The following is a 12,486-nucleotide window of genomic DNA, read 5'->3' on the forward strand; positions in this document are numbered from 1 at the left end:
CCATAATGATTGCCAATATCTTCAAGAAAACCCTGATCGCCGGCGTGCTGGCCATGTCCGCAGCGGGTGCGTATGCGGCCGAGAACATCAAGATCGGTTCCGTGCTGTCCGTCACGGGACCGGCCGCCTTCCTGGGCGACCCTGAACTCAAAACCCTGCAGCTGTACATCGAGAAGATCAATGCGGCCGGCGGCGTCCTGGGACGCAAGCTGGAACTCGTGCATTACGACGACGGCAGCGATGCGGCCAAGGCCAACGGCTTTACCAAGCGTTTGATCGAGTCCGACAAAGTCGATGTGCTGATCGGCGGCACGACCACCGGCGCGACGATGGCAATGGCGCCGCTGGTGGAGCGCGCCAGCATGCCGTTCATCTCGCTGGCGGGCGCCGTGGTGATCATCGACCCGGTCAAGAAATGGGTCTTCAAGACACCGCATACGGACCGCATGGCGGCCGAGAAGGTGTTCGAGGACATGAAGAAACGCGGCATCAGCAAGGTGGGCCTGCTGTCGGAAACGAGCGGCTTTGGCGCCTCGGGCCGCAAGGAATCGCAAATCGTCGCCTCGAAATACGGCATCACCCTGGTGGCTGACGAAACCTACGGCCCGAAAGACACGGACATCACGGCGCAGCTGACCCGCATCAAGAACACCAAGGGTGTGCAAGCCGTCTTCGTTTTCGGCCTGGGCCAGGGGCCGGCAGTCGTGACCAAGAACTATGGCCAGCTGGGCATGGCCGCGCTGCCGTTGTACCAGTCGCATGGCGTGGCGTCCGACGAATACCTGAAACTGTCGGGCAAGTCCGCCGAAGGCGTGCGCCTGCCAACGCCAGCCCTCTTGATCGGTGCCATGCTGCCGGACAGCGACGCCCAGAAGGCAGTCGTCGTCGGCTACGACAAGACGTATAAAGACCGCTACAAGATCGATCCATCGACCTTTGGCGGCTATGCGCTCGACGCCCTGAACCTGTCGGTGGACGCCATCAAGCGCGCCGGCGGCACGGACCGCGAAAAAGTGCGCGCGGCGCTGGAATCGACCAAGGGTTTTGTGGGCACCACCGGTGTCTTCAACATGTCGGCCAAAGACCACATGGGCCTGGATCTGTCGGCGTTCCGCATGGTGGAAGTGAAGAACGGCGAATGGCAATTGTCGAAGTGATGTTCGAAACAAGGTAAGCCAGAAGTACCTGCGCGAGGCCGCCCCCGAAGCGGCCCGCGCATCGCCGAACATATTGGAGACACCATGGAAGTCGCACAATTTCTACAATTTCTGTATTCCGGGATGACGGTCGGTTCCGCCTATGCGCTGGCGGCGCTGGGCTTTACCATCATCTACAACACCAGCGGCGTGATCAATTTCGCACAAGGTGAATTCATCATGCTGGGCGGGATGCTGGCCGCCGTGATGTCGGCCGCCGGCGTGCCGCTGCCAGTGGCCATCATTGTGGCCGTCATCGCCACCGGCATCATTGGCCTGCTGATGGAAAAAACCGTGATCGAGCCGGCGCAAAACGCGCAGGTCATCACGCTGTTGATCATCACCATCGGCGCCTCGCTCGTGCTTCGCGGCCTCGTGCAAATCTGGCTGGGCAAGGATACGCATTCGCTGCCAGCGTTTTCCGGCGACGCGCCGATCGAATTTTTGGGCGCCAGCCTGCTGCCGCAAAGCCTGTGGGTGCTGGGCGTGACGGTCATCATCGTGCTGGTGCTGGGCTGGTTCTTCGGTCGCACCCTGATGGGCAAGGCCATGCTTGCCACCTCGCACAACAAGCTGGCCGCGCAACTGGTGGGCATCAACACGCGCAAGGTACTGCTGTTCTCGTTCGGCCTGTCGGCACTGCTGGGTGCTGCCGGCGGCATCCTCGTCGCACCGATCACTTACACGTCCTACGACGCGGGCATCATGCTGGGCCTGAAAGGCTTTGTCGCCGCTGTTCTCGGTGGCCTCGGTGGCGGCGCGGGCGCGATTGCCGGTGGCCTGATCCTCGGCATCGCCGAAGCCATGACGGCCGGCTACATCTCGTCGGCGTATAAAGACGCGGTGCCCTTCGTGCTGATTCTGTTGATCCTGTTCTTCCTGCCGCAAGGCTTGTTTGGCGCTAAAAATTCGGAGCGTGTATGAAGAATTTATTTACCCGCTCGCGCCACGGCGGTCTGCTGGTGCTGGCGCTGATCCTGGCCATCCTGCCCCTGTTCCTTACCAACGCGTTCTACTATGACGTGGCGATCCGCATCGCGCTGAACGCCATCGTCGTCATCGGCCTGAACCTGTTGATGGGCTACACGGGCCAGATCAGCCTCGGCCACGCGGGTTTCTATGGCCTGGGCGCGTATGCGTCGGCCGTGCTGACCACGCACTACGGCTGGCCGCCGCTGGCCGCCCTGGTCGCCGGCGCCATCGCCACGGGACTGCTGGCGCTGCTGCTGGCCCGCCCCGTCTTGAAACTCAAGGGCCATACCCTGGCCATGGCCACCCTGGGCCTGGGCATCATCATTTCCATCGTCATCAACAACGAGACGCAGTGGACGGGTGGCCCGGACGGCATCGGCGTCTCCGCCTTCAGTGTCGCCGGCCTGGAAATCGCCGGTGAAAAATCGTGGTACCTGGTGTGCGCCGTACTGCTGTTGCTGGTCACGTGGCTGGCCCTGAACCTGATCGACTCGCCCGTCGGCCGCGCGCTGCAAGCGATTCACGGTTCGGAAGTGGCGGCCCGCGTCGTCGGCGTCGATACGACCCGCTTCAAGGTGCGCGTGTTCGTGCTGTCGGCCGTCATTGCCAGCATCGCGGGCAGCATCAGCGCCCATTACATCGGGTTCATCACGCCCAACCTGGCCGGCTTCTTCCACTCGATCGAGCTGGTGACGATGGTGGTGGTGGGCGGCATGGCATCGATCTTCGGTTCCATCATCGGTGCGGCGCTGCTGACAATTCTGCCGCAGCTGCTGTCCAGTTTTGAAGGCTGGGAAACGGTGGTGTTTGGCGTGATCCTGATGGCGACCATGATCTTCATGCCCAAGGGCCTGGTACCGAGCCTGGCCAGCCGTTCGCGCAAGCGGGCAGGGGTGCCGCAGGCACCCAAAGCCCCTGAAGGCGCGGCAAAACCACCGGCACAGGAGGTCTGAGATGCTGACGATTAACAACCTGAGCAAGAGCTTCGGCGGCGTGCACGCGGTGCAGGACGTCAGCTTTACCGTCAAGGAAGGCAATATCCACTCCGTGATCGGGCCGAACGGGGCCGGCAAGACGACTCTGTTCAACCTGATCACCGGCGTCTACACGCCGACCAGGGGCGAGATTTTGCTCAATGGCGAGAACGTGGCCGCCATGTCGCCCGATGCGCTGGCGCGGCGCGGCATGAGCCGCACCTTCCAGAACCTGCAGGTGTGCATGAACATGACGGCCATCGACAACGTGATGGTGGGTGCGCATCTGCGGCTGAACCAGAACCTGTTCGCCTCCATGCTGCGTTTGCCGTCCGTGCGCCGCGCCGATGCGGCCTGCCGTGATGAAGCGGCCAGCCTGATGGAATTCGTCGGCGTGGGCCGGCATGTCGATGACGAGGCGGGGCAGATGTCGTACGGCGCATTGAAGCGCCTGGAAATCGCCCGCGCGCTGGCAGCCAAGCCGAAGGTACTGCTGCTCGATGAGCCGGCGGCCGGCTTGAACCACACGGAGACAGGCGAGATCGAAGCCCTGATCCGCAAGGTGGCGCAATCGGGCGTGACGGTGGTGCTGGTCGAGCATGACATGAAACTGGTGATGAATCTGTCGGACCATATCCTGGTACTCGACTATGGCAAGAAGCTGGCCGAAGGGACCGCCGCCGAAGTGCGCGCGAACCCCGACGTGGTGGCGGCATATCTGGGAGTGGCGGCATGATGAAGATGGAAAAACCTCAGACACCGCTGGTGCTCGATATCGCCGGCCTGACCAGCCACTATGGCCGCATCCAGGCCTTGCACGGCATCGACCTGCAAGTGCGCCAGGGCCAGCTGGTGGCGCTGGTGGGCGCGAATGGCGCCGGCAAGACGACCCTGCTGCGGGCCATCTCCGGCGTGCAGCCGATCAGCGCCGGCAGCATCGCCTTCGCCGGCCAGGACGTCAGCCGCATGAGCGCCGACAAGCGCGTGCGCGTCGGCATTTGCCAGGTGCCGGAAGGGCGCCAAGTATTCGGCCCCATGACGGTGGAAGACAATCTGCGCCTGGGCGCGTTTACCCGTCCGCCGCAAGACGTGGCCGGTGACATGGAGCGCATGTACGGCCTGTTCCCGATCCTGAAGGAAAAGCGCTTGCTGCTGGCCGGGACGCTATCGGGCGGACAGCAGCAGATGCTGGCCATGGCGCGCGCGCTGATGGGCCGTCCGCAACTGCTGCTGCTCGACGAACCGAGCATGGGCCTGGCACCCTTGCTGATCGCGGAAATCTTCCGCATCGTGGCCGAACTGCGCGACCAGGGCATCACCATCTTCCTCGTCGAGCAGAACGCGCATGCGGCCCTGTCGATTGCCGACGTGGGTTATGTGATCGAGACGGGGGCCATCACCTTGTCCGGTCCCGGTCCCGAATTGCTGCATAACGAGCAGGTGCAGAGCGCCTACTTGGGTATGTGATGACGTAGGTCGGATTAGCGCTTGCGCGTAATCCGACGTCAGCCGCTACGGCTGGCAATAATGTTTTGGAGAGCAATATGGTCAAAGTCTACGAAATCAACGGCGTCACCCCCGTCGTCCACCCCAGCGCCTATGTGCACCCGTCGGCCGTGCTGATCGGCGACGTGATCGTCGGTCCGCGCTGCTATATCGGCCCGCTGGCCTCGATCCGCGGCGACTTTGGCCGCCTGATCCTGGAAGAAGGCGCCAACCTGCAGGACACGTGCGTCATGCACGGCTTTCCCGGCTGCGACACGGTGGTTGAAGTCGACGGCCATGTGGGCCATGGCGCCGTGCTGCACGGTTGCCGCATCGGCCGCAATGCGCTCGTCGGCATGAACGCGGTGGTAATGGACAACGCCGTCATCGGCGAGGAATCCATCGTCGCGGCCATGAGTTTCGTCAAGGCGGGCATGATCGTCGCGCCGCGCAGCATGGTGGTGGGCACGCCCGCCAGGATCATCCGCGCGTTGACCGATGATGAAATCCAATGGAAAAGCTCGGGCACGGGCCAGTACCACGAACTGGCCGTGCGCTCCATGCAGACGATGCGCGAGGTGGAAGCCCTGACGGAAGTCGAGGCCGGCCGCCAGCGCCTGAATTTCGAATCCGCATTGCCGCTGCACTTGCACAAGAACGCAGCGGCGCAGTAAACCAATATGGACGTAGGTCGGATTAGCGGGGCAGCGCCCCGCGTAATCCGACACTACCACCAACGTCACCACACCCTCGTTTTACGGAGAAACCACATGGCTCAAATATCCACCCTGCAAAGCCTGATCGCCGGCCGCTGGCTGGGCGACAGCGCCGCCGTGCCCCTGCACAGCGCCTTGAACAACCGCGTCATCTATCACACGCATGCGGAAAAGATCGACTTCGACGAAGCCGTCACGTATGCGCGCAAGACGGGCGTGCTGGGCCTGATGGCGCTGGACTTCCAGCAGCGCGCCGCGCGCCTGAAGGCGCTGGCCCTGTACCTGGTCGAGCGCAAGGAAGAGCTGTATGCGATCTCGCATTTGTCGGGCGCCACGCGCGCCGACAGCTGGGTCGACATCGAAGGCGGCACGGGTACCCTGTTTGCCTACGCCAGCATGGGCAGCCACGAGCTGCCGTCGTCGAATGTGCTGCACGAAGGCCCGGCCATCGCGCTGGGCAAGAAGGGCGGTTTCGCCGGCACGCACATCCTGGTGCCGCGCGGCGGCCTGGCCGTGCACATCAACGCCTTCAACTTCCCCGTCTGGGGCTTGCTGGAAAAATTCGCGCCCAGCTTCCTGGCGGCCATGCCCTGCATCGCCAAGCCGGCCACGGCAACGAGCTACCTGACGCAAGCCGTCGTGCGCATGATGCATGAATCGGGCTTGCTGCCGGCCGGCAGTTTGCAGCTGGTGATCGGCTCCACGGGCGACTTGCTGGACCGCCTGAATGGCCAGGATTTCGTCACCTTTACGGGTTCGGCCGCCACGGCCGCCAAGCTGCGCACCAATCCGAACCTGATCGCCCAGTCCGTGCCTTTCAATGGCGAAGCCGATTCGCTCAACTGCGCCATCCTGGCGCCGGACGTCACGCCCGACGACGTGGAATTCGACCTGTTCGTCAAGGAAGTCGTGCGCGAGATGACGGGCAAGTCGGGCCAGAAGTGCACGGCGATTCGCCGCATCATCGTGCCCGAGCACCTGATGGACGCCGTCGGCACGCGCCTGCGCGAGCGCCTGGCCAAGGTGGTGGTGGGCGATCCATCCATCGAAGGTGTGCGCATGGGGGCGCTGGCGTCGAAAGAGCAGCAGAACGACGTGGCTGAACGTGTCGCCACCCTGTCGCAGGGTAACGAGGTGGTGTTCGGCGCGGCCGACGGTTTCAGTCCCCTCGGTGATGGCGCCCTTGACGGCAGCTTCTTCTCGCCGACCTTGCTGATGTGCCGCGACGCCTTCGGCAACGACGCCGTGCATGATGTGGAAGCGTTCGGCCCCGTCAGCACCATGATGGGCTACCACGATATCGACGAAGCGCTGGCTCTGGCCGCGCGCGGCAAGGGCAGCCTGGTGAGCACCCTGGTGACGCGCGATCCGAAGATCGCCGCGCGCGTGGTGCCGCAAGTGGCGGCCACGCATGGCCGCGTGCACGTGCTCGAGCGCGTGGCTTCCGTCGATTCGACGGGCCATGGCTCGCCCTTGCCGCAACTGAAGCACGGCGGCCCTGGCCGCGCGGGCGGCGGCGAAGAGCTGGGCGGCGTGCGCGCCGTGCGCCACTACCTGCAACGGGCGGCCGTGCAAGGCTCGCCGACCATGCTGGCGGCCATCACCGGCGAGTACGTGCGCGGCGCGGACGTCAACGAAAGCCCGATCCACCCGTTCCGCAAGCATTTCGAGGATTTGAAGACGGGCGACTCGCTGCTCACGCACCGCCGCACCGTCAGCGAAGCGGACATCGTCGCCTTCGGCGGCATCTCGGGCGACTTCTTCTACATGCACTTCGACGAAATCGCGGCCAAGGAATCGCAGTTCGGCAAGCGCATCGCCCACGGCTACTTCGTGCTGTCGGCCGCCGCCGGCCTGTTCGTTTCGCCTGGCGTCGGTCCCGTGCTGGCCAACTATGGCCTGGACAACCTGCGCTTCGTCGCGCCGGTGGCGATTGGCGACACCATCCGCGCCCGCCTGACGTGCAAGCGCAAGGTCGACCGCAACCGCAAGGACGTCTTTGGCGTGGGCCAGGGCGTGGTCGCGTGGGACGTGCAGGTGACGAACCAGAACGAGGAACTGGTGGCCAGCTACGATATTCTGACCCTGGTCTCGAAGCGCGAATAAGCGTCTGCTGCAGCACTGATGTGAACGGCGCCGCCCGCGATCTTCGCGCGGGCGGCGCTTTTTTTATTCCAGTTCTTTTCGTCTTGAATTATCCATAAGTGTATGAAAAATATAGCGTAAGTGTGGTTTCGCACGGCGTGCTATTTAGATAAACCCCTCTAGAACGCGTGCTTTTTTCGTGAAAAGAGGCGAATTCGCTCATTGCCTCAAGAAAACTTTCCAACGTAAAACCTTTTCTCTGTAGCATGGTTTTACTCACTGGTCACGCCGCCATGCACGCTCCTCGAAGCGATGGCGGCGCGAAAAAACGGACCCGGCCTTTTACGGCCGGTGAGCCATCGACCTCGAGCCCAACTCCACGTTCACCGCTACGGGTATTTAATTACTATGAATAAACACGTCCTGCTTTTCCTGTTGGCCATGCCCTTGGCCATCAGCCATGCCTATGCCGAAGAACCCACCGGCCCCGCGGTCAAGATCAGCGGTTACGGTACTGCCGCCCTGACCATGACCGATACCGATAACGCGCAGTTCGCGCGCCCGAACCAGGCTGCCGGCGCCGGCCGCACTGCCCGCACGGGCGTCGATTCCAACCTGGGACTGCAGGCCAATGTCACCGTCAATCCATGGCTGTCGGCCACCGTGCAGGGCCTGGCACGCAAGGACGGCGAGGACGATTTCGGCGCCGAACTGGCGTGGGCCTTCGCCAAGGCCAAGGTATCGGACAGCTTCAGCGTGCGCGTCGGCCGCATGGGCCTGCCCGTCTTCATGATTTCCGATTACCGCAACGTCGGCTATGCCAACACCATGCTGCGTCCACCCGGCGAAATGTATTCGCAGGTTCCCCTCAACAGCATCGACGGCATCGACGGCACTTACCAGTTCAGCGCGGGCGACACCAGCGTCACGACGCAGCTGGCGCTGGGCCGCACCAAGGCCACCCTGGCCACGGGCCCCGCTTCGACCGTGCAGGTGGAAGGCAAGTCCATTGTCGCCCTCAACGTGGTGGCCGAGCACGGTCCCGTCACCGTGCGCTTCGGCCGTGCCGAGACCAAGCTGACGATCAACGATTCGCCGAGCCTGAACACCTTGATGGGCAGCTTGCGCGCGGCCGGCAGCGGCTACAGGATCGCCCAGCTGGGCGCCCTGGCCGATGCGCTGGAAGTCAAGGACAAGAAGGCGTCATTCACGTCCGTGGGGCTGGGCCTGGACTGGAACAACGTGCTGCTGCAGTCCGAATATGCGAAGCGCAAGACGGACAGCTATGTCAGCGACAGCACCTCGTGGTACGTGATGGGCGGCTACCGCATCGGCGCCTTTTTGCCCTACTACAGCCACGCCAGCCTGAAAGCCGATGGCCGCGTGAACAACACCGTGCCCGCATCCTGCCCGGCCGGTTATCCGGCCGCCTGCACGCCGACCCTGCGCGCCCTGTCGGCCGGCGTCGATACCCTGGCCACCACGCGCAACCAGCTCGAGCAATCGACGGACAGCATCGGCGTGCGCTGGGATTTCCACCGTTCGGCCGCGCTGAAAGTGCAGATCGACCGCATCAGACCGAAGAATGGCCCGGGCCTGTTCGTGCAAGCCAAGCCAGGCTTCCATGGCCCTGTCACGGTGGCTGCCGCCGCCATCGATTTCGTTTTCTAAGGAGCGCCGCATGAAACCTTACATTTTTGCGGCTGCCTTGCTGACGCTGTCGACCGCTGTTCCCGCCATGGCCGAAGTGGTCGTGGTGGTCAATCCGAAGAGTGCCGCCGGCGCCATGACGAATGAACAGGTGGCGCAATTCTTCCTCGGCAAATCGACGGCCATGACGCCGATCGACCAGCCGGAAAGTGCTCCTGTGCGCGCCGAGTTCTACAAGAAGGTGACGGACAAGGAACCGTCGCAAGCAAAGGCCCTGTGGTCCAAGCTGGTCTTCACGGGCAAGGCCACCTTGCCGAAGGAAGTGGCCAATAGCGCCGACGTGAAGAAGGCCGTGGCCGCCGATCCGAAAGCCATCGGCTATATCGAAAAGAGCGCCGTCGACGCCAGCGTCAAAGTGGTGCTGACGGCGCCATAAAGCCGGCCCGGGCCGCGTACCATGCGGCGGCCCGGTACACATACCATCAGGAGACAGCAATGAGCATCAAACGCAAGATATGGGCGCTGCCTGCCGTCTCGGCCGTGATTTTCGGGCTGGGGCTGGCCGTCAGCGCCTATCTGTCCACGGCCACGCTCAATTCCATCCACGCTACCGAAAGCGCCGACTATCCCGTGCTCGACATGGCGAAGTCGCTGACCCTGGACGTGGCCGCCATCGGTGACGCCCTGCGCGACGCCGTCAGCGAAGGCGACAAGGAGCGTATCGGGCAAGTCGGCGGCCAGGCCGTCAAGCTGCGCGAAAAATTGGCCGCCTTTGCGGCGATTCCCGGCCAGCGCGAGCAGGGCCAGCGCCTGACCAGGGAATTCAATGCCTACTATGCGCCGGCACTGAGCGCGGCGCGCATCATGCTGGAAATGGAAGAGGGCGACCCGCAAGCGACCGTGGCGCGCATGCAGGGCGCGCTGGCGGTGCTCAACACGGACCTGGCAAAGACCAACGAACAGGCGCAATTGCAATTCAAGCAGGGCATCGAGCGCAGCGCAGCGAATGTGCGCAATGCGCTCAATACCAGCATCGCCGTGGCGCTGGCCGTCATCGTCTGCCTGGTGGCCGTCTCGCATTTCGTCGTGCGCGCCATCTGGCAGCAGCTGGGCGGCGAACCCGAATACGCGCGCCAGATCGCGCGCGCCGTGGCCGATGGCGACCTCTCGATGCACATTGTGACCGAGGCGGGCGACCAGGCCAGCCTGCTGGCGGCGTTAAAGGAGATGCGTGGCCGGCTGGCCGGCATGGTGTCCGGTATCAAGGCGTCGGCCGAAACCATCCAGGTGGCCAGCGCGGAAATCGCCCAGGGAAATGCGGATCTGGCCGCGCGCACGGAATCGCAGGCGGGCAGCCTGGATCAGACAGCGCGCAGCATGGACAGCCTGACTTCCACCGTGCGCGACAACGCCGCCAACGCGGGCCAGGCGCACGAACTGGTGGTGTCGGCATCGTCGGTGGCCGTGAAGGGCGGGCAAGTGGTCAGCCAGGTGGTCACCACCATGGGCGAGATCAACGATTCCTCGAAGCGCATCGTCGACATCATCGGCGTCATCGACGGCATCGCCTTCCAGACGAACATCCTGGCCTTGAACGCGGCCGTGGAAGCGGCGCGCGCCGGCGAACAGGGGCGCGGCTTTGCCGTGGTGGCGTCCGAAGTGCGCAACCTGGCGCAGCGCAGCGCGGCAGCGGCGCGCGAGATCAAGCAACTGATCGGCGATTCGGTGGCCAAGGTGAACGTCGGTTCGAAGCTGGTCGACGAGGCGGGGCTGACCATGGGCCACATCGTCGATTCCGTGAAAAAGGTGGCCGACATCATGGCCGAGATCAGCGCCGCCAGCCAGGCGCAAAGCGCCGGCATCGGCGACATCGGCGTGGCCATCGGCAGCATGGACCAGATGACGCAGCAAAACTCCGCGCTGGTGGAAGAAGCGTCGGCGGCGGCAGAGTCGCTGCAGGAACAGGCCGTGCAGCTGGGCACGGCGCTGGCCGTGTTCAAGCTGGCGCAGGGCGGGGCTGTGTCGGATTACGCGCAAGGTGCTCCTGCGGCGTACCTGGCGTTGCGGTGATGTCGGATTACGCGCCAGGCGCTAATCCGACCTACCGGGCATTGGTGTGTGCGTAGGTTGGATTAGCGCAGCGTAATCCAACACCCGGCTTAAACCTGCAGCCCGAACGGATCGTCGATGCTGTGCGCCGGCTGGGTGAACCAGCGCGGACCGGTTTCCGTCATGTAAAAATGGTCTTCGTGGCGGATGCCGAATTCGCCGGGGATGCAGATCATTGGTTCGTTCGAGAAGCACATGCCCACGTCTAGCGGCGTGGTGTCATTGCCCACCAGGTAAGGCCACTCGTGGATATCGAGGCCGATGCCGTGCCCCGTGCGGTGCGGCAGGCCTGGCAGCTTGTAGCCGGGGCCGTAGCCGTCTGCCTCCAGTGACACGCGGGCGGCGCGGTCCACGTCGCCGCAGGGCACGCCCAGCCGGGCGGCGGCGAAGGCGGCGGCCTGCGCGGCCTTTTCGCTGTTCCACACGCTGCGCTGGCGTTCGCTGATGGCGCCAAACACATAGGTGCGCGTGATGTCGGAGATGTAGTTCATCACCTGGCAACCCGTGTCGATCAGCACCGTGTCGCCCGCCTTCAGGGTTTGCACGTAGTTGACGCCATGCGGATAAGCCGTCGCCTCGCCGAACAGCACGATGCAGAAATACGAGCGGGGCGCCCCCACCTTGCGGTGCGCGCGCTGGATGAATTCTTCCACTTCCACCGTCGTGATGCCTTCGACCAGCATGCTGGCCGTGGCCACGTGCACGGCCAGGGTCATGTCCATCACGCGCTGCATCAGGGCGATTTCCGCCGGGGACTTGCGGCTGCGACAGTAGGCCGTGACGGCGCGCGCGTTTTCCAGCGCATAGCCGGGGGCCAGCGGCTTGATGCCGTCGTAGATGAAGAAGGCGGCGCTTTCGCAGATGCCCACGCGCGGCGGCGCAGCCGCATCCTGAGCCACGCCCATGCGCGCCAGCACGTCGACGAACAGCTGATACGGGCTTTCATGCTCTTCCCAGCAATTGACACGGCCTTCGATGAGCATGAAGCCTTGCAAGGTGCTTTCCTCGAACGCGGGGGCGATATATTCGATGTCGCCGCTGGCCGGCAGGATGGCGCCCACCATGCGTTCGCTGGCATACCATTTGGTGCCCGTGAAATAGGTGAGGTTGGCGCCCGCGTTCAGGTAGATCGCGGCGATGCCCTGCTGGCGCATGAACGCTTGCGCCCTGGCGATGCGTTGCGCATGTTCGTCCTTGCCGATGGCGACCATGCCGCCCGTCATGTCCGACAGCGATGCCAATGCCTGTTCGATGGAAGTGCCACCTATGCTCATGCCTGCTCCTTTGTTCGATGCTGAA

General features: G+C 63.9%; 11 protein-coding genes. 10 read left to right on the forward strand and 1 reads right to left on the reverse strand.

All coding sequences use genetic code 11. The features are described from left to right. The first annotated feature begins 5 nt into the window (after positions 1–5). The 10 genes from ACQ4WO_RS00695 (at position 6) to ACQ4WO_RS00740 (ending at position 11,148) form a co-directional block, all read left to right on the forward strand. Entirely contained in the window at positions 6–1,157 is a 1,152-nt protein-coding gene (locus ACQ4WO_RS00695; RefSeq protein ID WP_070301131.1) for an ABC transporter substrate-binding protein, read from the forward strand. An 84-nt stretch (positions 1,158–1,241) separates the two neighbouring features. Beyond that, positions 1,242–2,120, forward strand: a complete 879-nt coding sequence (locus tag ACQ4WO_RS00700) for a branched-chain amino acid ABC transporter permease (protein WP_436479826.1) — start codon at positions 1,242–1,244, stop codon at positions 2,118–2,120. After that, on the forward strand, positions 2,117–3,121 hold the full coding sequence (locus ACQ4WO_RS00705) for a branched-chain amino acid ABC transporter permease (protein WP_436479827.1): 1,005 nt from the start codon (positions 2,117–2,119) through the stop codon (positions 3,119–3,121). Before ACQ4WO_RS00700 ends, ACQ4WO_RS00705 begins: the two co-directional genes overlap by 4 nt. Position 3,122: 1 nt before the next feature. Next, entirely contained in the window at positions 3,123–3,878 is a 756-nt protein-coding gene (locus ACQ4WO_RS00710) for an ABC transporter ATP-binding protein (RefSeq protein ID WP_436479828.1), read from the forward strand. After that, entirely contained in the window at positions 3,878–4,609 is a 732-nt protein-coding gene (locus tag ACQ4WO_RS00715; RefSeq protein ID WP_436480624.1) for an ABC transporter ATP-binding protein, read from the forward strand. The genes ACQ4WO_RS00710 and ACQ4WO_RS00715 overlap by 1 nt, the downstream gene beginning before the upstream one ends. Positions 4,610–4,686: 77 nt before the next feature. Next, positions 4,687–5,301: a phenylacetic acid degradation protein PaaY gene (paaY, locus tag ACQ4WO_RS00720; protein ID WP_436479829.1), complete on the forward strand. Its 615-nt coding sequence runs from the start codon at positions 4,687–4,689 to the stop codon at positions 5,299–5,301. A gap of 96 nt (positions 5,302–5,397) precedes the next feature. Further along, the gene (gene paaZ, locus ACQ4WO_RS00725; RefSeq protein ID WP_436479830.1) at positions 5,398–7,449 is read left to right on the forward strand and encodes a phenylacetic acid degradation bifunctional protein PaaZ; all 2,052 of its coding nucleotides are present in this window, start codon (positions 5,398–5,400) and stop codon (positions 7,447–7,449) included. A 387-nt stretch (positions 7,450–7,836) separates the two neighbouring features. After that, complete coding sequence (locus tag ACQ4WO_RS00730; RefSeq protein ID WP_436479831.1) at positions 7,837–9,099, forward strand: hypothetical protein; 1,263 nt, start codon at positions 7,837–7,839, stop codon at positions 9,097–9,099. 10 nt (positions 9,100–9,109) lie between these two features. Continuing rightward, positions 9,110–9,514, forward strand: coding sequence for a type 2 periplasmic-binding domain-containing protein (locus ACQ4WO_RS00735; RefSeq protein WP_436479832.1), 405 nt, complete (start codon positions 9,110–9,112; stop codon positions 9,512–9,514). A 59-nt stretch (positions 9,515–9,573) separates the two neighbouring features. Next, the gene (locus tag ACQ4WO_RS00740; RefSeq protein ID WP_436479833.1) at positions 9,574–11,148 is read left to right on the forward strand and encodes a methyl-accepting chemotaxis protein; all 1,575 of its coding nucleotides are present in this window, start codon (positions 9,574–9,576) and stop codon (positions 11,146–11,148) included. Positions 11,149–11,237: 89 nt separating this feature from the next. On the opposite strand, the gene ACQ4WO_RS00745 is transcribed toward ACQ4WO_RS00740, so the two are convergent. Next, positions 11,238–12,461: a M24 family metallopeptidase gene (locus ACQ4WO_RS00745; RefSeq protein ID WP_436479834.1), complete on the reverse strand. Its 1,224-nt coding sequence runs from the start codon at positions 12,459–12,461 to the stop codon at positions 11,238–11,240. Positions 12,462–12,486: the final 25 nt, after the last annotated feature.

Origin of the sequence: Janthinobacterium aestuarii, assembly GCF_051380835.1 — a bacterium.
GTDB lineage: Bacteria > Pseudomonadota > Gammaproteobacteria > Burkholderiales > Burkholderiaceae_D > Janthinobacterium > Janthinobacterium aestuarii.